Source organism: Streptomyces sp. NPDC005181 (genome assembly GCF_040608395.1).
Classification (GTDB): domain Bacteria; phylum Actinomycetota; class Actinomycetes; order Streptomycetales; family Streptomycetaceae; genus Streptomyces.
In genome coordinates this window covers 54,895-79,499 of record NZ_JBEXID010000013.1, presented here as the reverse complement: position 1 = coordinate 79,499, position 24,605 = coordinate 54,895, and the positions used below count along the sequence as shown (strand labels likewise).

19 protein-coding genes are annotated in these 24,605 nt (G+C 68.8%); 14 read left to right on the top strand and 5 right to left on the bottom strand.

Annotation, left to right across the window (positions count from 1 at the left end; genetic code table 11):
• Nucleotides 1-298 precede the first annotated feature (298 nt).
• The 5 genes from ABZV38_RS12000 to ABZV38_RS11980 are packed head-to-tail and all read left to right on the top strand — an operon-like array spanning nucleotide 299 to nucleotide 8,474.
• Nucleotides 299-1,690, top strand: coding sequence for a diaminobutyrate--2-oxoglutarate transaminase family protein (locus ABZV38_RS12000; RefSeq protein WP_356326664.1), 1,392 nt, complete (start codon nucleotides 299-301; stop codon nucleotides 1,688-1,690).
• A 29-nt stretch (nucleotides 1,691-1,719) separates the two neighbouring features.
• Nucleotides 1,720-3,609, top strand: a complete 1,890-nt coding sequence (locus ABZV38_RS11995; RefSeq protein WP_356326663.1) for an IucA/IucC family protein — start codon at nucleotides 1,720-1,722, stop codon at nucleotides 3,607-3,609.
• Between the two features lie 45 nt (nucleotides 3,610-3,654).
• Nucleotides 3,655-4,533 (top strand): GNAT family N-acetyltransferase, encoded by an 879-nt coding sequence (locus ABZV38_RS11990; protein WP_356326662.1) that lies wholly within the window; start codon nucleotides 3,655-3,657, stop codon nucleotides 4,531-4,533.
• A gap of 60 nt (nucleotides 4,534-4,593) precedes the next feature.
• Nucleotides 4,594-6,453 (top strand): IucA/IucC family siderophore biosynthesis protein, encoded by a 1,860-nt coding sequence (locus ABZV38_RS11985; protein WP_356326661.1) that lies wholly within the window; start codon nucleotides 4,594-4,596, stop codon nucleotides 6,451-6,453.
• A gap of 50 nt (nucleotides 6,454-6,503) precedes the next feature.
• On the top strand, nucleotides 6,504-8,474 hold the full coding sequence (locus ABZV38_RS11980; protein ID WP_356326660.1) for an ATP-dependent DNA helicase: 1,971 nt from the start codon (nucleotides 6,504-6,506) through the stop codon (nucleotides 8,472-8,474).
• 137 nt (nucleotides 8,475-8,611) lie between these two features.
• Here ABZV38_RS11980 and lexA read toward each other — a convergent pair whose 3' ends face one another.
• On the bottom strand, nucleotides 8,612-9,406 hold the full coding sequence (gene lexA / locus ABZV38_RS11975; protein WP_355768725.1) for a transcriptional repressor LexA: 795 nt from the start codon (nucleotides 9,404-9,406) through the stop codon (nucleotides 8,612-8,614).
• A gap of 543 nt (nucleotides 9,407-9,949) precedes the next feature.
• Between lexA and nrdR the strand changes: the two genes are divergently transcribed.
• Both nrdR and ABZV38_RS11965 read left to right on the top strand, forming a co-directional pair.
• Entirely contained in the window at nucleotides 9,950-10,462 is a 513-nt protein-coding gene (gene nrdR / locus ABZV38_RS11970) for a transcriptional regulator NrdR (protein ID WP_356326659.1), read from the top strand.
• Nucleotides 10,463-10,622: 160 nt separating this feature from the next.
• The gene (locus ABZV38_RS11965; RefSeq protein ID WP_356326658.1) at nucleotides 10,623-13,523 is read left to right on the top strand and encodes a vitamin B12-dependent ribonucleotide reductase; all 2,901 of its coding nucleotides are present in this window, start codon (nucleotides 10,623-10,625) and stop codon (nucleotides 13,521-13,523) included.
• Nucleotides 13,524-13,658: 135 nt separating this feature from the next.
• Here ABZV38_RS11965 and ABZV38_RS11960 read toward each other — a convergent pair whose 3' ends face one another.
• Together ABZV38_RS11960 and ABZV38_RS11955 are read right to left on the bottom strand one after the other, a co-directional pair.
• Entirely contained in the window at nucleotides 13,659-14,195 is a 537-nt protein-coding gene (locus tag ABZV38_RS11960) for a TerD family protein (RefSeq protein ID WP_356326656.1), read from the bottom strand.
• A 128-nt stretch (nucleotides 14,196-14,323) separates the two neighbouring features.
• Entirely contained in the window at nucleotides 14,324-15,304 is a 981-nt protein-coding gene (locus ABZV38_RS11955) for a DUF1152 domain-containing protein (RefSeq protein WP_356326655.1), read from the bottom strand.
• An 80-nt stretch (nucleotides 15,305-15,384) separates the two neighbouring features.
• On the opposite strand from ABZV38_RS11955, the gene ABZV38_RS11950 reads away from it, so the two are divergent.
• The 4 genes from ABZV38_RS11950 (at nucleotide 15,385) to ABZV38_RS11935 (ending at nucleotide 19,679) form a co-directional block, all read left to right on the top strand.
• Complete coding sequence (locus tag ABZV38_RS11950) at nucleotides 15,385-15,990, top strand: YdbC family protein (RefSeq protein WP_356326654.1); 606 nt, start codon at nucleotides 15,385-15,387, stop codon at nucleotides 15,988-15,990.
• A 140-nt stretch (nucleotides 15,991-16,130) separates the two neighbouring features.
• Nucleotides 16,131-16,790, top strand: a complete 660-nt coding sequence (locus ABZV38_RS11945; protein ID WP_356326653.1) for a histidine phosphatase family protein — start codon at nucleotides 16,131-16,133, stop codon at nucleotides 16,788-16,790.
• A gap of 12 nt (nucleotides 16,791-16,802) precedes the next feature.
• Nucleotides 16,803-17,714 carry an ADP-ribosylglycohydrolase family protein gene (locus ABZV38_RS11940; RefSeq protein ID WP_356326651.1) on the top strand — a complete coding sequence of 304 codons (912 nt, stop codon included), beginning with the start codon at nucleotides 16,803-16,805 and terminating at the stop codon, nucleotides 17,712-17,714.
• A 183-nt stretch (nucleotides 17,715-17,897) separates the two neighbouring features.
• Nucleotides 17,898-19,679 carry a DUF4153 domain-containing protein gene (locus ABZV38_RS11935; RefSeq protein WP_356326650.1) on the top strand — a complete coding sequence of 594 codons (1,782 nt, stop codon included), beginning with the start codon at nucleotides 17,898-17,900 and terminating at the stop codon, nucleotides 19,677-19,679.
• A gap of 164 nt (nucleotides 19,680-19,843) precedes the next feature.
• Here the strand turns inward: ABZV38_RS11935 and ABZV38_RS11930 are convergent, their stop codons facing one another.
• Complete coding sequence (locus ABZV38_RS11930) at nucleotides 19,844-21,397, bottom strand: MFS transporter (RefSeq protein ID WP_356326649.1); 1,554 nt, start codon at nucleotides 21,395-21,397, stop codon at nucleotides 19,844-19,846.
• A gap of 251 nt (nucleotides 21,398-21,648) precedes the next feature.
• On the opposite strand from ABZV38_RS11930, the gene ABZV38_RS11925 reads away from it, so the two are divergent.
• The 3 genes from ABZV38_RS11925 (at nucleotide 21,649) to ABZV38_RS11915 (ending at nucleotide 23,784) form a co-directional block, all read left to right on the top strand.
• Nucleotides 21,649-22,275 carry a TetR/AcrR family transcriptional regulator gene (locus tag ABZV38_RS11925; protein ID WP_356326648.1) on the top strand — a complete coding sequence of 209 codons (627 nt, stop codon included), beginning with the start codon at nucleotides 21,649-21,651 and terminating at the stop codon, nucleotides 22,273-22,275.
• A 116-nt stretch (nucleotides 22,276-22,391) separates the two neighbouring features.
• A complete protein-coding gene (locus ABZV38_RS11920) occupies nucleotides 22,392-23,102 on the top strand; it encodes a ribonuclease HII (protein WP_356326647.1) in 711 nt (236 codons plus the stop codon).
• Between the two features lie 61 nt (nucleotides 23,103-23,163).
• A complete protein-coding gene (locus ABZV38_RS11915; protein ID WP_356326646.1) occupies nucleotides 23,164-23,784 on the top strand; it encodes a hypothetical protein in 621 nt (206 codons plus the stop codon).
• Nucleotides 23,785-23,850: 66 nt separating this feature from the next.
• Here ABZV38_RS11915 and ABZV38_RS11910 read toward each other — a convergent pair whose 3' ends face one another.
• Nucleotides 23,851-24,474, bottom strand: a complete 624-nt coding sequence (locus tag ABZV38_RS11910) for a hypothetical protein (RefSeq protein ID WP_356326645.1) — start codon at nucleotides 24,472-24,474, stop codon at nucleotides 23,851-23,853.
• Nucleotides 24,475-24,605 lie beyond the last annotated feature (131 nt).

The following is a 24,605-nucleotide window of genomic DNA, read 5'->3' as shown; positions in this document are numbered from 1 at the left end:
GTCTGGGGCACTGCCCCAGACACTGATCCGAACACGTCGCTGCCAACGCACCAGGGACTCCGAGCTGTTGCCCGAAGCCCTCGGCGCGGTCCCCCACTATGCCGGTGCCGGTGGGGACGGCACGCGGCAGGGGCACGGTTCCATCTCCGCAAGGATCTTCCGATTTACCCGTGATCCCCTGCGCCCGGCGTCGTTGGTACGTACGAGGGACTTGCGAGCAGCGTTCAGCTCCGCAGTCCGTCCTTGCGGAAACGTAACGACGTGCAACGCACCTGTGACAGCGGGAGGACCAACAGCCGTGGGCGTGACCGAACCAGCACCGCCGGCACCACCTTCGGTGCACGAGGGGATCCTGCGCCGGCAGTCGCTGCGCGAGTCGGCCGCCCGTACCTATGCGCGGTCACTGCCGATCGTGCCGGTACGGGCCCGCGGGATGACCATTGAAGGCGCGGACGGACGGCGCTATCTCGACTGTCTCTCCGGAGCGGGCACGCTGGCCCTCGGGCACAACCATCCGGTCGTTCTGGAAGCGATCAAGAAGGTCATCGACTCGGGTGCGCCGCTGCACGTCCTCGACCTGGCAACCCCGGTCAAGGACGCCTTCACCACGGAACTGTTCGCCACACTCCCACCGCAGTTCGCCGACAACGCCCGGATCCAGTTCTGCGGGCCGGCCGGTACGGACGCGGTCGAAGCGGCCTTCAAACTGGTTCGTGCCGCGACCGGGCGCAGTGGGCTCCTCGCCTTCACCGGCGCCTACCACGGGATGACGGCGGGAGCCCTCGCGGCCTCGGGCGGCGCCGAGGACGTCCGGGTCACCCGGCTTCCCTTTCCGCAGGACTACCGCTGCCCCTTCGGTATCGGCGGTGAACGGGGGGCCGAGGTCGCCGCGCGGTGGACCGAGAATCTCCTGGACGATCCCAAGGGCGGAGCGCCGGCGCCGGCCGGAATGATCCTTGAACCGGTACAGGGGGAGGGCGGCGTGAACCCCGCCCCCGACGGCTGGATGCGCCGGATGCGTGAGATCACCGCAGCACGGTCCATCCCCTTGATCGCCGACGAGGTCCAGACGGGCGTCGGTCGGACCGGCGCCTTCTGGGCAGTCCAGCACAGCGGGATCGTCCCCGACGTGATGGTGCTGTCCAAGGCCATCGGCGGCTCCCTCCCGCTAGCCGTGATCGTCTACCGCTCCGAACTCGACACCTGGCAGCCGGGCGCCCACGCAGGCACCTTCCGCGGCAACCAACTCGCGATGGCCGCCGGCACGGCCACTCTGGCCTACGTTCGCGAGAACCGGCTCGCCGAGCGCGCCGCGACGCTGGGCGCCTGCATGCTTGCCCGCCTCCAGGCACTGGCCGTTGACCACCCGTGCATCGGAGATGTCCGCGGACGGGGCCTGATGATCGGAGTGGAACTCGTCGACCCCCAGGCCGGTACGCCCACCGACGGTACCGACGGCGGCCCCGAAGCACCGCCCGACCCGGTCCTCGCCTCCGCAGTGCAGCAGGAATGCCTGCGCCGCGGCCTCATCGTCGAACTCGGCGGACGCCACTCCGCCGTTGTACGGCTGCTCCCTCCCCTCACGCTCACCGACGAACAGGCAACAGCGGTCGTCGAACGCCTCGCCGATGCCCTGGAAGCAGCCGAGCGCGCGCCGCACCGCCGAACCATGACCGGGTCGGCTCGCTGACCCCGGACACCCTCACAAGGAAGACCGCCGTGAACCCCACCCCCGCGCCCGAGGCCGACGGCCCTCCCACCGGCCAGCAGCGAGGACAGGCCGGGCCCGTCGGCCGACTCGCAGTCGAGCAGACGACCGTGCCGCGCCAGAAGGCCGCGCCTTACGGCGACCGGCGCCCCCTGCAGGTACCACCGATCGTCGCAGGACCGGCCGATCTGCTCGATCACCCGGATCCGCTCATGGCCGCAGACACGGCAGGTGTCGAGAACCTGCTGCGCTGCTGGGTCCGGGAGAACGACCTGCCCCGACCGGACCGGGCCACCTTGCGCATTCCGCTGCCCGCCAGCGGGACCGCTCTGCTCGTCCCCGTCGTCTACTGGTCCGTCACGGGATGGCACCGCTTCGGCCTGCCCGCTCTGGAGAGCGCACCCGACGGCGCGCCGACCACCGATGCCGTCACGGTCGCGGCCCTCCTGGGCCGCGAGGCAGATCGGAACGAGGGCGCCGACATGGTGGCCAGAGTCGCCGACTCGGTACGCCGCACGGCGGGATTCATCGCCGAGCGGCGTCGTACACCTACCGCTCCCGCGGACGCCGACCTCTTTCTCACCGCCGAGCAGTCACTTCTGCTCGGGCACCCCCTGCACCCCAGCCCCAAGAGCCGCGAAGGACTCTCCGAGGCCGAATCCCGCCTCTACTCACCCGAGTTGCACGGCTCCTTCCCGTTGCACTGGATGGCTGTCGACCGCTCCGTGCTGGCCACCGAGTCCTCCTGGACGGAGGGAGGCCGCCCCGTGCCGGCCGAAGACCTGGTGGCCCAGCACGCGGAGGGACTGCATCTGCCCCCGAACACCGCACCGATGCCGCTCCACCCCTGGCAGGCCCGCGAACTGAGCCATCGACCCGAAGTCGCAGCGCTGCTCGATGCGAAGCTCCTCCACGACCTGGGACCGCACGGCAAGCGCTGGTATCCCACCTCCTCCGTCCGGACCGTCCACCAGCCCGGTGCCGACGTCATGCTCAAGCTCTCCCTCGGCGTACGCATCACCAACTCCCGGCGTGAGAACCTCCGCAAGGAGCTCCACCGAGGGGTGGAGGTCCATCGGCTGCTCCGCAGCGGACTCGCCACGCAGTGGCACGCCGTCCACCCCGGCTTCGACATCGTCCGCGACCCCGCGTGGCTCGCCGTCGACGCGCCGGACGGCGAGCCCGTCCTCGGCCTCGATGTCATGCTGCGCCACAACCCGTTCCACCCGCTCGACGATGCGGTGTGCATCGCCGGCCTCACGGCCCCGCGCCCCTGGCCCGACCGGCCAGGCATGCACTCGCGCCTCGCCGATGTCGTCGTCCGCCTCGCCGCAGCCACCGGCAGAACCAAGGGAGCCGTCGCCGCCGAGTGGTTCCTGCGCTACCTCGACCGCGTCGTACGCCCCGTGCTCTGGCTCGACGCCACAGCAGGCGTCGCCCTCGAAGCCCACCAGCAGAACACGCTGGTGCTGCTCGACGCCCACGGCTGGCCCGTCGGCGGCCGCTATCGGGACAACCAGGGCTACTACTTCCGCGAGTCCCATCGCGCGGCACTCGAGACCAGGCTCCCGGGCATCGGAACGGACAGCGACACCTTCGTCTCCGACTCGGTCACGGATGAGCGCTTCGCCTACTACCTCGGCATCAACAACCTCTTCGGTCTCATCGGAGCCTTCGGTGCCCAGCACCTCGCCGATGAGCAGGTGCTGATCGCCGCGCTCCGCCGCTTCCTCCGCGGAGTCACCGGCCTCGGCTCCCCGCTTCCCGCGCAGCTGCTGGAGCAGCCGAACCTACGGTGCAAGGCCAACCTGCTGACCCGGCTGCACGGCCTGGACGAACTAGTCGGTCCGGTCGACACCCAGTCCGTCTACGTCACCATCGCCAACCCCCTTTTCGACTGAGGGAACATGACCCCCGCCTGAACTGCTGAGAGGAGAGGCATCACCGTGCCTCCCGCCGATGCGCACACCGGCGCCGGAACCGGCCCTGCCTCCCAAGCCGGTACGGGCGCCGAGGACACCCTGGACCTGCAGCTCTCCGACGAATTCCTCGCCCTGTTCGGGGAAGACAAACCGGCAACGGCAACGCCGCCCCCCGCTCCGCCGCTCGACGGACCCCTGTCCCTGAAGGAGTCCTTGGCCCGGGGCGGACCCACGTCGACCGAGGGGGAGGACGTGAGCACAGGCACGGTCGCAGGCGTACACCCGAACCCGGGCGCGAACACCCGTGGCGTCATGAGCAGGCTGGAGAATTCCGACCTGCTCGACAACCCGGCCGAGTGGAGACCGGTCACCACACCGGCCGGAGTGTTTCAGCTGGTCCCCGTACGAATGGAACGCGATCTCGCGGTGATCAGCCGCTGGATGAACGACCCCGCAGTCGCCGCGTTCTGGGAACTGGGCGGGACAGACGCCGTCACTGCCGCCCACCTGCGCCCCCAACTCGACGGCGACGGACGCAGCGTCCCCTGCCTGGGTGTGCTGTCCGGCATCCCCATGAGCTACTGGGAGATCTACCGTGCGGACCTCGACCCGCTGGCGCGTCACTACCCTGCCCGACCGCATGACACCGGAATCCACCTCCTCATCGGTGGCGTGACCAACCGCGGGCGCGGCATCGGGACCACCCTGCTCCGGGCCGTCTCCGACCTCGTACTCGACAACCGTCCGCAGTGCGCGCGCGTCGTCGCGGAACCTGACCTGCGCAACACCCCCTCCGTCTCGGCTTTTCTGAGCGCCGGCTTCCGGTTCTCCGCAGAAGTCGAACTCCCCGACAAGCAAGCCGCTCTGATGATCCGCGACCGAGCCCACCGAGCCCAGCTGTGATCGACCTGCTGCATTACTTACACCGCTCGCACCCCATCGGTTCCGTCCCGAGGAGTCCCCGTGCCGCCATATCCGTCGAACCATGAATCAGCGGACTCGCCCGAACTGCTCAGCACTCCAGAGCTGAACCGGACGGTCTGGGACAGAGTCGCCACTCGGCTGCTCGCGAAAATGCTCGGCGAGTTCGCGTACGAGGAAGTCATCGAGCCGGCCCTTCAGCCCGGCGGGAGCGGCACCTACACCCTCGCGCTGGACGACGGCGCAACCCTGAGCTTCCGAGCCGGACGAGGCGTCTACGGCAGCTGGCATGTCGCCCCCGACTCGATGCGCGCAAGCGATCGGGACGCCCCTGCCGGGACCGGCGAGGACGGGAGCACCCGGACCGTCCCCTTCCATGATCCGCTGCAGTTCCTCGCCCGCGCCCGGCGCCTGCTCCACCTCGACGGAGCCACCCTCGGCCACCTCATCCGAGAGATCACCACCACGCTCGCCGCCGATGCCCGGCTGGATCACACCACCTTCACCGCAGCCCGACTCGCCGACCTCGAATATGCGGAACTCGAAGGACACCAGACCGGCCACCCCTGGCTCGTCGCCAACAAGGGACGCCTCGGCTTCTCCGCCGCCGACGCCTCGCGCTTCACCCCCGAAGCCCGCAGACCGGTCAGACTGCCGTGGATCGCTGTCAGCACCCGGATCGGCGGCTACCGGGGGGTGACCGGCCTCGCCACCCCCGAGCAGCTCTACGCACAGGAACTGGACGCCTCGGTACGCGCATCCTTCGCCGCCGAGCTCCGCGCCCGCGATCTCGACCCCAGCGCCTACCTCTTCCTTCCCGTGCATCCCTGGCAGTGGGACGAGTGGATCGTTCCGCTGTTTGCACCGGCCATCGCCGCAGGCGACATCGTTCCGCTGCACACCGACGACGACCTCCGGCTGCCGCAGCAGTCCATCCGTACGTTCACCAATCTGGGGCGCCCCGACCGGCATACCGTCAAACTGCCTCTGTCGATCCTCAACACGCTGGTCTGGCGAGGCCTCCCGACCGAGCGCACGCTCGCGGCCCCCGCCGTCACCACCTGGGTCCAGGGCCTGCGTGACCGTGACCCGTTTCTGCGTGACACCTGCGGCGTCATCCTGCTCGGCGAGGTGGCCTCCGTGACCGTCGAGCATCCGCTCTACGACCATCTTCCTGAGGCGCCGTACCAGTTCAAGGAGATCCTCGGCGCGATCTGGCGCGAGCCGCTCCATCCCCGGCTCATGCCCGGCGAGCGCGCCCGGACCCTCGCCTCACTGCTCCACACGGATCCGCAGGGCCGCGCCTTCACCGCCGAGCTCGTGACCCGCTCGGGTCTGACCCCCACCGCATGGCTGACCCGGCTCTTCGCGGCGCTGCTCCCGCCCCTGCTGCACTTCCTCTACCAGTACGGAACGGTCTTCTCCCCGCACGGAGAGAACGCCATCGTCGTCTTCGACGACCAGGACGTGCCCGTACGGCTCGCGATCAAGGACTTCGTCGACGACGTGAACATCAGCGCCCAGCCGCTGCCCGAGCACGCGGCGATGCCGGAAGACGTGCGCGGCATCCTGCTCACCGAGGAGCCCGGGTTCCTCACCCAGTTCATCCACTCGGGGCTCTTCGTCGGCGTCTTCCGCTTCCTCTCCCGCCTCTGCGAGGAACAGTTGGGGGTCCCGGAGGCCGAATTCTGGTCACTTGTGCGGGCCGAAATCCTGCGACACCACGCCCGCTTTCCCGAGCTGAAGGAGAGGTTCGAGATGTTCGACATGCTGACGCCGCGCATCGAGCGCCTCTGCCTGAACCGCAACCGCCTGTATCGGGACGGTTACCGCGACCGATCCGAGCGCCCGCACGCCGCCGTCCATGGCACCGTTCCGAACCCGCTCCACCCCTCCGCATGAGTCCGGGAGTGATCGCCGTTGTCAGTGGTGCCCCGTAGGCTGGTCACGCTATGACAAAGCCATCCCTCCCCGAGCTCCTGCACGCTGCCGTGACCGCCGTCGGCGGTACGGAGCGGCCTGGCCAGGCCGCCATGGCCGAGGCTGTTGCCGAGGCCGTCGACGACAATTCCCATCTGCTCGTCCAGGCCGGCACGGGCACGGGCAAGTCCCTCGGCTACCTGGTGCCCGCACTGGCACACGGGGAGCGGGTCGTGGTCGCCACTGCGACCCTGGCGCTGCAGCGCCAGCTCGTGGAGCGCGACCTTCCGCGCACGGTCGACGCACTGCACCCGCTGCTGCGCCGCCGGCCCCAGTTCGCGATGCTCAAGGGGCGCTCGAACTATCTCTGTCTGCACCGGCTCCACGAAGGAGTGCCGCAGGAAGAGGAGGAGGGGCTCTTCGATCAGTTCGAGGCTGCGGCTCCGTCGAGCAAGCTCGGCCAGGATCTGCTGCGGCTGCGGGACTGGTCGGACGAGACCGAGACCGGCGACCGCGACGACCTCGCCCCGGGCGTCTCCGACCGGGCCTGGGCGCAGGTCTCCGTCTCCTCCCGGGAATGCCTGGGCGCCAGCAAGTGCGCGTACGGCGCGGAGTGCTTTGCGGAGATGGCCCGCGAGCGCGCCAAGCTCGCCGATGTCGTCGTCACGAACCACGCACTGCTCGCCATCGACGCGATCGAGGGCGCTCCGGTTCTCCCGCAGCACGAGGTGCTGATCGTCGACGAAGCCCATGAGCTGGTCTCCAGAGTCACCGGAGTGGCTACTGGAGAGCTCACGCCCGGCCAGGTGAACAGGGCGGTGCGCCGTGCGACGAAGCTGGTCAACGAGAAGGCCGCCGACGCCCTGCAGACCGCGTCGGAGGGGTTCGAGCGGGTGATGGAGCTGGCGCTCCCCGGCCGCCTGGAAGAGGTCCCCGAGGACCTCGGCTACGCACTGATGGCGCTCCGGGACGCCGCTCGCACGGTGATCTCGGCACTGGGGTCCACCCGGGACAAGTCCGTCCAGGACGAGGACGCCGTCCGCAAGCAGGCGCTGGCATCGGTGGAGACCATCCACGGTGTTGCCGAGCGGATCACCCAGGACTCCGAGTACGACGTCGTCTGGTACGAGCGCCACGACCGTTTCGGTGCATCCGTCCGTGTTGCCCCGCTCTCCGTCTCCGGCCTGCTGCGCGAGAAGCTCTTCGCCGACCGCTCGGTCGTACTCACCTCGGCCACGCTCAAGCTCGGCGGCGACTTCAACGGGGTGGGGGCTTCGCTGGGACTGGCCCCCGAGGGCACCGCGGGCGACGACATCCCGCAGTGGAAGGGCCTCGATGTCGGATCGCCGTTCGACTACCCCAGGCAGGGCATCCTGTACGTCGCCAGGCACCTGGCCACGCCCGGCCGGGAGGGCTCCCGCACCGACATGCTGGACGAGCTCGCCGAACTGGTGGAGGCCGCCGGCGGGCGCACCCTCGGGCTCTTCTCCTCCATGCGGGCGGCGCAGGCCGCCGCCGAGGAGCTGCGCGGCCGGCTCGACAAGACGATCCTGCTGCAGGGCGAGGAGACACTCGGGGAGCTGATCAAGAACTTCGCGGCTGACCCCGAGACCTGCCTCTTCGGCACGCTCTCGCTCTGGCAGGGCGTCGATGTCCCCGGGTCGAGCTGTCAGCTGGTGATCATGGACCGGATCCCGTTCCCCCGCCCTGACGACCCGCTGATGAGCGCACGCCAGAAGGCGGTTGAGGAGGCGGGCGGCAATGGGTTCATGGCTGTCGCGGCGACCCATGCCGCGCTGCTGATGGCGCAGGGCGCCGGCCGTCTCGTCCGGGCCACGGGAGACAAGGGAGTGGTCGCGGTGCTCGACCCGAGGCTGGCCAATGCCCGGTACGGGAGCTATCTCCGGGCCTCGCTGCCCGACTTCTGGTACACGACGGACCGCAACCAGGCGCGTCGCTCACTCGCGGCGATCGACGCCGTCGCCAAGGCCAACGAGCAGTGATCCCGAACGCGCCTGGGACCCCTGCTCGTCCTTGGTGACCACCACCGCTCCGGGAAGCGTTTCGACGGTTCAGACGCACAGGCAGGGCCCCGGGATCGGCGCAGTTGATCCCGGGGCCCGGTCGGAACCGACGAGCTTCACACCCGCCGCAGCACCGCCACGACCTTGCCGAGGATGGTCGCCTCGTCGCCAGGGATCGGCTGGTATGCGGAGTTGTGCGGGAGCAGCCATACATGACCGTCCTCCCGCTTGAAGCGCTTGACCGTCGCTTCGCCGTCCAGCATGGCGGCCACGATGTCGCCGTTCTCCGCGACGGGCTGACGGCGCACGGTGACCCAGTCGCCGTCGCAGATCGCCGCCTCGATCATCGAGTCACCGACGACCTTCAGGACGAACAGCTCGCCGTCCCCGACCAGCTGGCGGGGGAGCGGAAATACGTCCTCGACCGATTCCTCGGCGAGGATCGGCCCGCCGGCCGCGATCCGGCCGACCAGTGGCACATACGAAGCGGCGGGCTTGCCGGTCGTGTCGGTCTGCTGCGTGCTGGGCTGGTCCGAACCACGGACCTCGTACGCCCGGGGGCGGTGAGGGTCGCGGCGCAGGAAGCCCTTGCGCTCCAGGGCCATCAGCTGATGGGCGACGGAGGACGTGCTGGACAGCCCCACCGCCTGTCCGATCTCCCGCATCGAGGGCGGGTATCCCCGGCGCTGCACCGAGTCCCGGATGACCTCGATCACTCGCCGCTGCCGGTCCGTGAGCCCCGAGCTGTCCGCTCGGATTCCTGGAGGTCGGCCGGGGAGCGAGCGCGCTGGGCGCGCTGGCTCTGGCCCCTCCGTGTTCCTGACTGAGTCATTCATGGCATGCACCGGCTCGAGTCGGCTCTGGGAGCGGTCCTGGGCAGTGATGGTGGCACTGTCTGCGGTGGTGGTCACGTCGGCCCCTCTCGAATGTTCTCCCTAGCTGGACAACGGTAGTAGCTTTCGAAAGGTTGCGCCAAACACACGTTCGAGTGAAAAACGAATAAAAGCCTGTGCCGTGTTCACCGCTGGGTGTATGAGCGAAGCCTGGGTCTGATGCTCGCCGGGCACGGGCGGGTTCGACGTGTGCCATGTGCGACCGGCAATTCGGACCATTACGGTAGCGTCCGCGGCTGCGACGCCGCCACGCGGGGTGGTCTCCCGGTCGTCGTTCCGGTCTGGCGTCGAGCGCCCCGCGATCCGGGCGGTCGCGCGTGTCCCGTAATCTCGTATGCGGTCGTACGCTGCCTGCAGGCCGCCCGGGACGCGCGACACGCACTAGGGCCGAATGTGCGACCAAACCCAAGATCTAGTGGTTGGATTGTTCCAGCTGCCCAGAAGTTGTGGTCCCTGGTCGATTGAGACCGTGACCATCACCTATGCTTGTGGCTGCTTCGAGGGTCCCTGGCGGGACCCTGAGAGGCTATTCAGTCGTGCTGTGAAGGAGGGTTGGGAGCCATGCACTGCCCCTTCTGCAGGCACCCCGACAGCCGGGTCGTCGACAGTCGCACCACCGATGACGGCACGTCGATCCGCCGTCGCCGTCAGTGCCCCGACTGCTCCCGCCGTTTCACGACGGTGGAGACCTGCTCGCTGATGGTGGTGAAGCGCAGCGGAGTCACCGAACCCTTCAGTCGTACCAAGGTCATCTCCGGCGTGCGCAAGGCATGCCAGGGGCGACCTGTCACCGAGGACGCCCTCGCCAAGCTCGGCCAGCGGGTCGAGGAGGCGGTGCGCGCCACCGGAAGTGCCGAGCTGACCACCCACGACGTGGGTCTGGCCATACTCGGCCCCCTGCAGGAACTCGACCTCGTCGCATACCTGCGCTTCGCGTCCGTGTACCGGGCGTTCGACACACTCGAAGACTTCGAGGCTGCCATCGTGGAACTCCGCGAGCGGCGGCCTCCCGTGGAGGGATGCGGGACCGGCGAGACTTCGGCGGTCCCCGTTCCCGCCGTCGCCGCCGACTGAGCGACACCGGCTGATCGACACAGGTCTGTGGATCAGCGGTAGGGCGGCCAGATAGATCTGCTCCGGGTGCCGTGCGCGGCGTCCGAAGCATCAGACACAGATTGTGCCCCGGGAAGTTCTGGGCACTTCAGGGCGTTTTTGCCCACATATGGGAGGCGGCATGACAGAGACGGCGAGCGGCCCGGCACGAGGTTCCCGAGCCAAGGGAGCCAAGTCGACTGCGACCAAGCAGGGCCTGCGTATCGACCGCATCCACACCACCCCCGGCGTGCATCCGTACGACGAGGTGGCGTGGGAGCGCCGTGACGTCGTCATGACCAACTGGCGCGACGGCTCGATCAACTTCGAGCAGCGTGGCGTCGAGTTCCCCGACTTCTGGTCGGTGAACGCGGTCAACATCGTCACCAGCAAGTACTTCCGCGGAGCTGTCGGCACGCCGCAGCGCGAGACAGGTCTGCGACAGCTGATCGACCGGATCGTGAAGACGTACCGGAAGGCGGGCGAGGACTACAACTACTTCGCCTCTCCGGCCGACGCCGAGATCTTCGAGCACGAGGTGGCGTACGCCCTCCTGCACCAGATCTTCAGCTTCAACTCGCCGGTCTGGTTCAACGTCGGCACGCCCCAGCCGCAGCAGGTCTCCGCCTGCTTCATCCTGGCTGTCGACGACTCCATGGAGTCGATCCTCGACTGGTACAAGGAAGAGGGCATGATCTTCAAGGGCGGCTCCGGCGCCGGCCTGAACCTCTCCCGCATCCGCTCCTCCAAGGAGCTGCTGTCCTCCGGTGGCAACGCCTCCGGTCCTGTCTCCTTCATGCGCGGCGCCGACGCGTCCGCCGGAACGATCAAGTCCGGTGGCGCCACCCGTCGTGCGGCCAAGATGGTCATTCTCGACGTCGACCACCCCGACATCGAGAACTTCATCGAGACCAAGGTCAAGGAGGAGGAGAAGATCCGCGCCCTGCGCGACGCGGGCTTCGACATGGACCTGGGCGGCGACGACATCACGTCCGTCCAGTACCAGAACGCCAACAACTCGGTCCGTGTGAACGACGAGTTCATGAAGGCCGTGGAGTCCGGCGGCAAGTTCGGGCTGCGCGCCCGGATGACCGGTGACGTCATCGAGGAGGTCGAGGCCAAGTCCCTCTTCCGCAAGATGGCCGAGGCCGCCTGGGCCTGCGCCGACCCCGGCATCCAGTACGACGACACGATCAACCAGTGGCACACCTGCCCCGAGTCCGGCCGGATCAACGGCTCGAACCCGTGCAGCGAGTACATGCACCTGGACAACACGTCGTGCAACCTGGCCTCGCTGAACCTGATGAAGTTCCTCAAGGACGACGGCAAGGGCAACCAGTCCTTCGAGTCCGAGCGCTTCGCCAATGTCGTCGAGCTCGTCATCACCGCGATGGACATCTCCATCTGCTTCGCCGACTTCCCGACGCAGAAGATCGGCGAGAACACCCGCGCGTTCCGCCAGCTCGGCATCGGTTACGCCAACCTCGGCGCCCTGCTGATGGCGACCGGCCACGCGTACGACAGCGACGGCGGCCGCGCCCTCGCCGGTGCCATCACGTCGCTGATGACCGGTACCTCGTACAAGCGCTCCGCCGAGCTCGCCGCGGTCGTCGGCCCGTACGAGGGCTACGCCCGCAACGCCGAGCCGCACCAGCGCGTCATGAAGCAGCACGCCGACGCCAACACCGCGGGCGTCCACATGGACGACCTGGACAACCCGATCTGGGCCGCCGCCACGGAGGCCTGGCAGGACGTCATCCGTCTCGGCGCGAAGAACGGTTTCCGCAACGCGCAGGCCTCGGTCATCGCGCCCACCGGCACCATCGGTCTCGCGATGTCCTGCGACACCACCGGCCTCGAGCCCGACCTGGCCCTGGTCAAGTTCAAGAAGCTGGTCGGCGGCGGCTCGATGCAGATCGTCAACGGCACCGTCCCGCAGGCCCTGCGCCGCCTGGGCTACCAGGAGGAGCAGATCGAGGCGATCGTCGCCCACATCGCCGAGCACGGCAATGTGATCGACGCCCCCGGTCTGAAGGCCGAGCACTACGAGGTCTTCGACTGCGCGATGGGCGAGCGCTCCATCTCCGCAATGGGGCACGTGCGCATGATGGCGGCCATCCAGCCGTGGATCTCCGGCGCACTCTCGAAGACGGTGAACCTGCCGGAGACGGCCACCGTCGAGGACGTCGAAGAGGTCTACTTCGAGGCGTGGAAGATGGGCGTCAAGGCGCTCGCCATCTACCGCGACAACTGCAAGGTCGGCCAGCCCCTCTCCGCCAAGACCAAGGCGAAGGAGAAGGCAGAGGTCACCACCAGGGCCGAGCAGACCATCCGTACCGCGGTCGAGAAGGTTGTCGAGTACCGCCCGGTCCGCAAGCGCCTCCCCAAGGGGCGTCCCGGTATCACCACCTCCTTCACGGTGGGCGGCGCCGAGGGCTACATGACCGCCAATTCCTACCCGGACGACGGTCTCGGTGAGGTCTTCCTGAAGATGTCCAAGCAGGGCTCCACCCTCGCGGGCATGATGGACGCCTTCTCCATCGCCGTCTCGGTCGGTCTGCAGTACGGCGTCCCGCTGGAGACGTACGTCTCGAAGTTCACCAACATGCGCTTCGAGCCGGCCGGCATGACGGACGACCCGGACGTGCGGATGGCGCAGTCGATCGTCGACTACATCTTCCGCCGCCTGGCGCTGGACTTCCTGCCCTTCGAGACCCGCTCGGCACTCGGCATCCACTCGGCCGAGGAGCGTCAGCGTCACCTCGACACCGGTTCGTACGAGCCGTCCCTCGACGACGAGCTGGACGTCGAGGGCCTGGCCCAGTCCGCCCCGATCCGGACGGAGCCGCTCAAGGCGGTCGCTCCTCCGCAGGAGGCCGAGATGCCCGCCCCGAGGACGGCGCACACCTCGGCGGAGCTTGTCGAGATGCAGCTGGGCATCAGCGCGGACGCGCCGCTCTGCTTCTCCTGCGGCACGAAGATGCAGCGCGCCGGGTCCTGCTACATCTGCGAGGGCTGCGGCTCGACCAGCGGCTGCAGCTGATCGCACTGCTGATCCGGCTGAGGACCGATCCGGCTGAGGCCGGTATCGGCACGGCTCTGCCGAAGAGCTGATCGGCATGACGGGGCGGGGAGTTGACCTTCGGGCCGGCTCCCCGCCCTGTTGCGTGCCGAGGCGTCACGTTCCGGGTGTGCGGCTTCCCATCGTCGCGGCGAATGAACCGGGGTCGCCGTCGAAGCCCCGGACCGCCCCATGGAACTCCCAGCCGCCCGAGCCGTCCCGGACGAACTCGGCGACCGTCGCCGCGGTGGCGCCGCCGACCGAGGAGAAGTCGTCCTCCGCCAGATTCTTGTAGCCCTCACGGATCTGGACGCCGGTGCTCGCTATGTCGTCGAAGGTCCTTCGGCCGTCCCGCTGCTGAATGGCGACCCCGACCACGACCCGGGCGTACGCGGTCGACAGCCGGTTCAGTTCCAGAGTCATCACCTCGTCGAAACCGAGCCCCTGGCCGGTCCTGCTGTCGCGGTTCAGCAGGATGGTGCCGTCCGGCGAACGGCTGTCGAAGTGCACGAGATACGCAGGGCTGCCGTACGGCTCGTCCGCCGGGTAGGTACCGGCGATGATGTCGAGGTCATGGGCGGGGGTGCCTGGACGACTTGGGTCCCATTTGAGCCTGACTTCGACCTTCGCGAGGTCCTTGTTGGGCGTACTCATCGGACTTCCCTCCCTGCCGCTGGACCGCCGGACCGGTCGTACCACCCGATCATGTCCGTAACCGTCCGTGGATCCAACCGGCTTGGTCCCGGGCGACGGAATCGGGCCAATGTCGATTCCCGCGCAGTTCAGTGCGGGATACGGCGCGGCGGACGCTGCCTGACCTCCTCGCGGAAGAGCTCGATCGCGCTGCTGACCTGGCGCATCAGGTGGGTGTGCTCGATGCGGTCGAGGTACAGACAATTGCGGGCCAGCCCCTCCAGCTCGAAGGCGAAGCAGAGCGACATCAACGGGTTGATGAACAGCTCGCTGCCTCGGGTGCGTGAGGTGAACTGGACGTCCCCGAAAGCTCCCTGGACCGCCGCCGCGATCGATCCGTTGACGATGCTCGGGTGGTCGGGGGTGTGCTTCTGGGCATGGGCGACCGCGTCGACGAAGAGCGCGCCCTCGCGGGTCGTACGGGAGACGGAGAAGGCGCCCAGGCAGGCCCCGTCGCGTTCCAGCGCTGCGATGTTCTCCAGGACGAGTCCGTGACTCACCCCGTGATATGCGTCGATGCCGAAGCCGATGGAGACAACGAGGCGCTCAGGTACGTCGATTCCGGCAAGCGCCGCGACGCTGGTGACGTCCTCCTCCGGGGTGCCGAGCCCGGATTCGTCGCCACGCATCAGGATGTCCGTACCGCCGTCGACGAGGACGACCGCGTCGATGTCGTACTGCTCGATCAGTGCCCGGTATGCGGCCCGCAGAGGCTGTACTCCCACCCGCGCGAAGGCGTGCACGGTGCTCGGGTAGTCATGCAGTTCGAGCCACTGGGCGAGGGTGCGTTCCGGGAAGTACGGCTGGTGGAGGGATGTTTCGGGGGTGATGACCGCGAGGTCGGGCGCGAGCCATGCATCGACGGGAAGCCCTTCGAGAGCGCTGAACGAGAGATTGGCGAGCCGGACGCCCTTGCCCTGATGCAGCAGGGAGAGCGCCACCGGAAGTCCCGCGTAGATGTCGAAGCCGCCGCCCGCCCCGGCGACAAGGATGCGTTCCGCGGAGTCGAGGCGGGCGAACAGCGGGTTGGCGAACAGAGCGTTGGTGGGCGGGGTCGTCATGGAGATCATTCTGCGATTCACGGCGCCTGGTTCGGACGTACTCCGTCAGAGCGTGACCCGCGCCACGTTCGGCGCCGTACGATGGCGCGGTGCTGGTCAAGTGGATTCGCTGCACCGTGAGGGACCGCCGCGGTTTCGAGCGGGGGCAGCGAAAGTGGGCGGGGCTGCTCGGTGAGCCGGGGTTCAGGGGACAGGGGGGTGGCTGGAGCCGGGGGCGACCGGAGGTTGCCCATGTGTTCGCGTTCTGGGAGAATCGGGTCTTCTACGACTCGTTCATGGCGCGTGCGCACGACCGGCTGGCTGCCGCACAGTCCGGAACGTACAGCGACATCCAGGTCAAGCTGTTCGACCACCGCTTCGATGTGAAGACCGGCTTCGAGCCGCACTTCACCGATGCGGATGTGGTCAGAGTGGCGCACAGCAGGGTGCACGAGGACCGGGTCGACCACTTCGCCCTCATGCAGGAGAGGGTGTGGAATCCGGCGATGGCCGGCTCTCCCGGCATGCTGCGTGGGGTGTTCGGTGAAGCGCCGGGGCACGAGTTCCTGGTGCTGTCGATGTGGCAGTCGAGTGCCGAGCGCGGCAAGTACCGGCCGGGGGGTGTGGAAAGGCTCTCGCAGCGGGCACGGACCGAGGACGATGTAGCGGCCCTGGCGGGGGACGTCGTGCAGCTCGAGCCGTCCTGGACGGTGTGATCCGCTGGTATCTCGGGCCGGCCCCTGATCGGCGAGGCGGGGGTGTGCGGGACTTCCTCCGGATCTGCTCGCCGGCAACATGCGGCGGGTGGAGTCCGGACAATTGCTCGAATGGTCCGGACCCGATCTAGGGTCTTCACATGGCACGACCACAACGCATTGTCCTCGTCCGGCACGGCGAGTCCGAGGGCAATGCCGACGACACGGTGTACGAGCGTGAACCCGACCATGCATTGAGGCTCACCGCGACGGGGTTGCGGCAGGCCAGGGAGACGGGGGTACGGCTGCGCGCTCTCTTCGGCGGGGAGCGGGTCAGTGTGTACGTGTCGCCTTACCGCCGCACGCACGAGACCTTCAGGTCCCTCGGGCTCGACCTGGAGCGTGTGCGGGTGCGCGAGGAACCGCGGCTGCGCGAACAGGACTGGGGGAACTGGCAGGACCGGGACGACGTAAGACTGCAGAAGGCTTATCGGGACGCGTACGGGCACTTCTTCTACCGCTTCGCGCAGGGGGAGTCCGGCGCCGATGTGTACGACCGAGTCGGGGCATTTCTGGAGAGCCTGCACCGGAGCTTCGAGGAGCCCGACCATCCGCCCAACGTTCTGCTGGTCACTCATGGACTGACGATGCGGTTGTTCTGCATGCGGTGGTTCCACTGGTCGGTGGCCGAATTCGAGTCACTGTCCAACCCCGGCAACGGAGAGACGCGGATGCTGATACTCGGCGAGGACGGGCGGTACACACTTGACCGACCGTTCGAGCGGTGGCGTACCCCTGAGCCGTACGGCATCACCGGATAGAGTGGAGAGGCGATGACCGTTGACTCCGCTTCCGCCCAACGTTTCGAACGCGCCCTGGCCAGCCTGCGGGGGCTGTCCGTGGGGGACGCCCTGGGCTCGCAGTTCTTTGTGCCCGCCAACTATCCGCTGCTGAAGCAGTGCGCATTGCCGCTGGGTCCCTGGCAATGGACCGACGACACGGAGATGGCCTGCTCCGTCCTGGCCGTGCTTGCCGGGCACAACCGTATCGACCAGGATGCGCTGGCCCACTCGTTCGCCGACCATCACGACTTCGACCGGGGATACGGCCCTGCCGTGAACCGGCTGCTGCGGCTGGTCCGGGAGGGCGGTGACTGGCGCGAGCTGGCGTCCGCGCTGTTCCAGGGCCAGGGCTCCTGGGGCAATGGGTCGGCCATGCGTATCGCACCCCTCGGCGCCTGGTACGCGGACGACCCCGAGCAGGCCACGCACCAGGCCGAGATTTCCTCGTACACCACGCATCAGCACCGCGAGGCCGTCGTGGGGGCGATGGCTGTCGCGGCGGCCGCCTCGCTCGCCGCCGCGCCCGGCGGGCCACCGACGCCGACCGATCTCCTCGACGGGGTCATCGCCCTCGTGCCGCGCAGTGCGGTCGGGGCCGGGCTGCGTCGGGCGCGTGACATGCTCGACTACAACGATGCCGGGACCGTCGCGGCGGTCCTCGGCAACGGCCGCCGTACAAGTGCACATGACACAGTGCCGTTCGCTCTCTGGTCCGCGGCACGGAGCCTCGGCGACTTCGAGCAGGCCTTCTGGGTCACCGCTCAGGCCGGTGGTGATGTCGACACGACCTGCGCAATCGTCGGCGGGGTCATCGCGGCAAGCAAGGCGGGAGCACCGCCGGCCGACTGGTCGGCACGGACGGAAGAGCTGCCGGGCTGGCTTCCCCGGCCGGGTCGCAGCTGACACGTCTCGACTGTCACGGTACTGCCACATCCCTGCCGCGCCCGTCTGAGAGCGGTACTCGGGGGCTACTCTTTCGGCCACGCCGCCGTCAATGATCATCATGACGGCCGCACGCCGAATGAGAGCCGAGGTGCTCGCGCTGCTCAGCAGCTGTGTGAGCGGAACTCGGTGGGAGGGGGTCCCATGTCCGATCACACGTCACAGCCGTCCCGGCAGCCAGAGGCACCCGAGTCGTCCCGCCCGCCGGAGGGGTCGGTGCCGCCGGAGTCTTCGACGTCGCGGGAGCCGTCGGTGGCGGTGGTGCCGTCCGAATCGCCCGGCACCTCCGCGGCACCGATGGTCCCAGGCTCCCTGGACGCCGTCCAGGAGCCGCCGAAGGTCCCGGCGTACACGCAGCAAGGGTGGCAACCGCATCCGCCACCCAACCCCTGGCAGAGCCGCAAGCAGCAGGCCGGCACGGTTGCGCGGCTGCGCCCGGCCCCGCCGGCCGCCATCCGTAACGCCACACTCTGGTCGGTCGTGGCCACCGCGCTCCTCAGCGGCCTGCTGCTGGGGGACGGCCTCGGCCCGAACCTGCTGATCGTCGCGGTTCCCGCCGCGCTCGCGGCCTTCTTCGCCGCGGAGGCCGCGGGGCGTCGGCTCCGCCCCTGGTCCGCTGTCTGGGCGCTCGGCGGTCTGACACTGCTCATCGTCCCGGCGCTCCGGGACGCGGGCTGGCCCACCTTCCTCGCCCTGGTGTCAGCCGTTGCGCTGGGCTCGCTCACCCTGCACGGCAGCCGTAGCTGGCTCGGGGTGTTCCTCGGTTCGGTGGGCCTGTTCTCCTCCGCCGTCGAGGGGCTGAGATGGGGCGGGCGAGGCGTTCGCGACCGGATGGCAGGTTCTCGCGGTCGATGGGGTGTCGCCTTCCGGTCCACCGCCGTGGCCGTTGTCCTGCTCAGCGTCTTCGGTGCGCTGTTCGCAAGCGCGGATGCCGCTTTCGCCGATGTGCTCGGCAATCTGATCCCGGATGTGTCGCTGGGCGACAGTCCCTGGCGGTTCTTCCTCTTCGTGGTCGGTCTGGTCGGTGCGCTCACTGCCGCCTACACCGCCGCCGCCCCCATCCGCTGGGACCGCATCACCGTACGGGCTGGCAAGGCCCGCGGCCGGCTGGAGTGGGCGCTTCCGCTCATCGTGCTGAATCTGCTCTTCGCCGTCTTCATCGCCATCCAGCTCACCGTGCTGCTCGGCGGATACGACAAGGTGATGGCCGAGACCGATCTCAGCTACTCCGCATACGCCCGCCAGGGGTTCTGGCAGCTGTTGTGGGCAACGCTGCTCACCCTCCTCGTGATCGCGCTCGCCCTGCGCTGGGCCCCTCGCGGTGAAGCGCGCGACCGCACTCTCGTAAGGATCGTCCTCGGCACGCTGTGCCTGCTCACGCTCGTGGTGGTGGCGTCCGCGCTGCGGCGGATGGAGCTCTACGTCGATGCGTACGGCCTGACCCGACTGCGCATATCCGTGGCCGCGGTGGAGCTGTGGCTGGGCGTGGTGCTCATCCTGATCATGGCGGCGGGCGTGTTCGGCGCGCGGCTGCTGCCGCGCGCCGTGGCGGCGAGCGCGGCCGTCGGTGTGCTCGTGTTCGGTCTGGTCTCGCCCGACGGGCTGATCGCGGAACAGAACGTTCAGCGCTACCGCAACGATCACACGATCGACATCGACTACCTCCGTGGCCTCTCGGCCGACGCCGTACCTGCCCTCGACACGCTGCCCGAACCGCTGCGGTCCTGTGCGCTCAGCGAGATCCAGCGCACGCTGCGCGCGTCCGACGCTCCCTGGTACGCCACCAGCTGGGGCGAGGCGCGGGCCCGCGACATTCTGGAGAACCGGGGCGCGAACGCTCTTGTGACGGAGTGCGCGGGACAGGGCAGGGGTGAGGACGGCGGTGATCGGGGCGGTTACGAAGACGACACCTACGACCCGTACTGATGACGACCACCACGGATGACGCCCCGTACGAACCGTATGGAACCGGATAGCTGAGCCGTGCCCGGCGATCGGGGCAGGTGCAGGCCGTACCCCTGTGGGACGGCCTGCACCTTCGCCGGGGTGCGTGCTTCTGCCTGCGCATCGGCCGGCGTTCCGGTGCCCGGTTATGCTCCAGGTCCACCTGCGGAGGCCTTGCCGCTCAGCGCATCCAGATCGCTCTTGCGTACCCGGATCACCAGCACCGCAGTCAGCAGGGCGAGCGCGACCATCGCCACCGCTGCCGTGAACGCCGTCGAAATGCCCTGCGTGAGCACCTCGTGTCCCCAAGGCGCGGGCAACTCGTGCGTCTCGGCGAACGTCGCCTTCTGCTCCGGCGTCGCCTGCGCCATGAACGACGGAATCTGCCTCTCCGCCTCGTTGCGGCTTGCCGTCCCGAAGACCGTCACCAGGATGGACAGCCCCAGCGAACCACCTACCTGCTGGCTGGCATTGAGCAGTCCGGACGCCGCACCGGCCTCATGCTGTGCGACCCCGGAGACAGCGGTCAGCGTCAGCGTGACGAAGTTCAGACCCATGCCGAAGCCGAACAGCAGCATCGGCCCCAGCACCCCGCTCGCATAGGAGCTGTCGGACGAGACGAACGTCTGCCAGAAGAGGCCGATTCCGGTGAGTGCCGAACCGGTGATCATGAACGGTTTGGGGCCGAGCACCGGCAGCAGCCGCTGCGACAGGCCTGCGCCCGTGATGATGGCGACCGTCACGGGCAGGAAGGCCAGACCGGACTCGATGGGGCTGTAGCCCAGCACGTTCTGCACGAACAGGACGATGAAAAAGAACATGCCGAACATGGCGGCGGCCAGGCTGAGCATGATGAGGTACGTCCCCGACCGGTTGCGGTCGGCGAACATCCGCAGTGGAGTGATCGGTTCCTTCGCCCGCATCTCGATGAGCACGAATGCGGCGAGGAGGACCACCGCGGCGCCGAAGGACCCCACGGTGAAGGAATCCCGCCAGCCCTCCTCGGAAGCCCGGATGAATCCGTACACCAGCGAGGCCATGCCGAGGGTCGAGGTCAGTGCGCCCGAGACGTCGAAGCGGCCGGGGTGCCTCTCGGACTCGTTGATGTACATGGGTGCCAGGAACGCGATCAGCACACCGATCGGTACGTTGACGAAGAAGACCCAACGCCAGTCGAGCCATTCGGTGAGCATTCCGCCGGCCAGCAGGCCGATCGCGCCGCCCCCCGCCGAAACTGCGGCAAAGACTCCGAACGCGCGGTTCCGCTCGGGGCCTTCGGGGAATGTGGTGGTGATCAGAGCCAGTGACGTCGGTGAGGCGATGGCTCCGCCGACGCCCTGGAGGACCCGGGCCGCGAGCAATTGCCAGGGCTCCTGGGCCAGTCCGCCCAGCAGGGAAGCAAGGGTGAAGACCAGGATTCCGGCTATGAAGACCCGGCGGCGGCCGAGGATGTCACCGGCCCTGCCGCCGAGAAGCAGCAGTCCACCGAAGGTGAGCGTGTAGGCGCTGAGAACCCAGGACAGATCGGTGGTGGAGAAGCTGAGCGCGTCCTGGATGTGCGGAAGCGCGATGTTGACGATCGTGGCATCGAGCACAACCATCAACTGACATGCGGCAATGACCGTGAGGGCGATCCCCCGTCGCCCCTGCCGTCGGGCCGCGCCCGGCGGACTCTGTGCTTCTAACTGAGAGGTTGTCACTATGGATCCCCCACAAGTGAATTAGTGAACGGAAGCGTTCACTGTCTCGTCAACGGTAGTGAGTCCCCGTCAGTGAACGCAAGCGTTCACTGAATCTGCCGTGGCCGGGATGCCGGCGGAATTGCTCGATCCGGGCCTGCTCAGTCCGATGACGACCGGTTCCGATGTGTCTCGGTCGGCCCCACGTCCTGAATCCGCCTCACCGTCCCGACCTGCCTCATCGTCCGGCCTGTTTCGATGGAGAAAAGCTGATGGTTACTTCGCGCTCGGCGGCCGCCGCTCGGCCGCCGATGGCGTCACCGCGCCGCCGCGGGCCCGTGCTGGAACGCGCGATCCTCGATGCCGCCCTGGAACAGCTGAGCACGGTGGGCTGGAACGGGCTGACGATGGAGGGCGTCGCCGCCGGGGCCCAGACAGGGAAGGCGGCGGTCTACCGGCGATGGCCCTCGAAGGAGGACCTGGTGGCCGACGCGCTGCAGACGGCGCTGCCGGCGCTGGGCGAGGCGCCCGACTTCGGCAGCGTTCGCGAAGATCTGTACCAGCTCTGCCGACGGCTGCGCGACGCCATGCTTTCCAAGCCCGGATGCGCGCTGCGCTCCGTACTTCACGAGTGCGATGCAAGCTCCGCCGAGCGGTTCCAGTCGGTGATCCTCAAAGGGGTGATCCAGCCGTCGACCGAGCTCTTCCGGGAAGTCGTCGGCCGAGGTATCGCGCGCGGCGACGTCCGCCCCGATGCCACGGGCGAGCTGTCCTTCGAAGTGATCCCAGCGATGATGATGTACCGCAGCAAGGTGTGCGGCAGCGAATGGACGGACGTGGAGCTCGCCGAAATGATCGATCAGGTCGTGGTGCCCCTGTTCCGCTCCTCCGGCAACTGAACGCGACAGCCGACGGCCGGGCCGTGAGCGCCCCGGCGGGGATGTCGCGGACGGGACAACGGTCCGGCGCCCCGGGGTGTTCTCGGCGTTCTCCTCGGCGTACGCTGGCTGGCGCCATGCCGTACGAACCACCCACGCACACCGTCGAGCGCTCACTGCGCGCTACCACTGGTGCCAAGACCGTCGCCGGTGTCGACGAGGTCGGACGCGGAGCGTGGGCGGGACCGGTCACCGTATGTGCGGCCGTCACCGGCCTCCGCAAGCCTCCCGCTGGTCTCACCGACTCCAAGCTGATCAGCCCCAAGCGCCGCGCCGAGCTGGCGCCGCTGCTCGAGGACTGGGTCACCGCCTACGGTCTCGGAGACGCCTCGCCGCAGGAGATCGACGACCTCGGGATGACCGCGGCCCTGCGCCTCGCCGCTGTCCGCGCCCTCGAAGCGCTGCCCGTGCGCCCCGACGCGGTGATACTCGACGGCAAACACGACTACCTGGGCGAACCCTGGACGGTCCGTACCGTCATCAAGGGCGACCAGTCCTGCATCGCGGTCGCGGCCGCCTCGGTGATCGCGAAGGTCCGCAGGGATGCGTTGATGGCCGAACTGGGTGCGGAATCGGGGGACTACGCCGCCTTCGCCTTCGGTGCCAACGCCGGCTACCCGTCCCCCGTGCACAGGGCCGCTCTGGAGAGGCTGGGGCCCACGCCCCACCACCGCCTCTCGTGGTCCTACCTCGACGCGCTGCCCAAGTGGCAGCACCTGAAGAAGGTCCGCTTCTCCGCCGAGGCGGCCGCACTGGAAAGCGGGGGCCAGCTCGGCTTCGACTTCTGATCGCGCATTTGTACCCCACCCGCTGATGCTCTTCGCGTCGGCGTTTGATAGACAACCATCCATGCCTCTCATCCCCGAGGAGCCTCAGATTCACGAGAGCGCCCAGGGTCCCCGCGTCACTCCGGCCGCAGGCCGTACCGCGCCGACCCCCCGTCCCGTACCCGGTCCGCGTTCCGCGGCCATGCCGCGTCCCGGTCGTCCGGGCCCCGGTCCCGCGAGGCCCGCGCCCCCGGCGCAGCGCCCGCACCCCACCGCCGGTCCCCCTCGGACGGCCCGCTCGGAGAGTCCTTCCGCGCCGCAGATCCAGCTGATCCCGGCCTCGGCCGGCGGTGCACTCGACGCCGCCGCCGAGGCAGTCGATCTACTGCTCGACTCAGGACGCGCACCGGGCGACATCCTGGTGCTCACCACCGGTGAACATCACCCGTGGGCCACGCACGAGCTCTCCTTCGGAGAGGCCGCCTACTGGGCCCAGCACGATGCCGGCGACGACGTCTTCTTCGCCGGTGCCACAGGCGCGGACCGGGTGCAGGCCCGTCCCGTGGTGATCGTCGCTGTCAACGGAGAGGCCGTTGACACCGCCGCCCGTGCGCTGCTCCTCGCGCAGGAGCGTGCCGGGGCGCTGTTGATCGTCTGCGGTGACCCGCAGCGGATCAACACCGTGCTCGGCGTCGGCGTCTGAGCTGTACGACACGTGCGACCGTGGTGACCCGGCTGCCCGACGGGGCGGCCGGGCCCGCGGCCCGGGTCAGCGGGCCGCGGTACGGCGCAGTGCCTCCGCCGACCCGCCGCCGGTGCGCAGCGGGAACGGGTCGTGCTTGCCCACCGTGTCGGCGAGAAACGACGGCGCTGACGTGGAGTTGGGCCGACGGCCGCCGCGGCCCTCGCCCAGCACCTGCCATCCGCCATGGGTCAGCGTGATGTACGCGCCGCACCGAAGGCCGTGCAGCGTGCAGGCGTCTCGCAGTCCCCACATCCACGCCCCGTCCTCCTCCGTCCACCGCTCGTCCCCTTCGCGGCAGTAGAGCAGCACCGCGGTCCGCACGGGTGTGCGGCGTCGCAGATCGTGCGGGATGACCCGGCGCAGATGCGCCAGCAGCGCGTTACGGAATTCCCAGCCGTCCGCGGCTACGGAGCGGCGGGCGAACGAGGCGCTGGCCGTGAGGCGTTCCTCATGGTCGAGCACGGCGACGACGGCAGTCGCCGGTGTCGGCCGGTGTCGGGCGTGCAGTCCGCTGACGACCTCGCGCGGGCTGCGCAGCAACGGTATGCCCGCAGCGGCCCACTCGGCCGGTTCGAGCATTCTGGCAAGGCGGTTGGCGGAGTCGGCGGACACCGAAGTGGCTGCGGACGGAGCGAATCCGAAGGTCACGGTCCTCCCTTCGCATACGCGCCCACGGTGCGGGCAGGGTCGGATGGGGGCGCACCGCGGCACAGCCCTTCCGGGCCGCGAAAGGACCGTGCGGGGAGCGAGTTCAATTCTCCCTGGCGTATCGGCAGGCG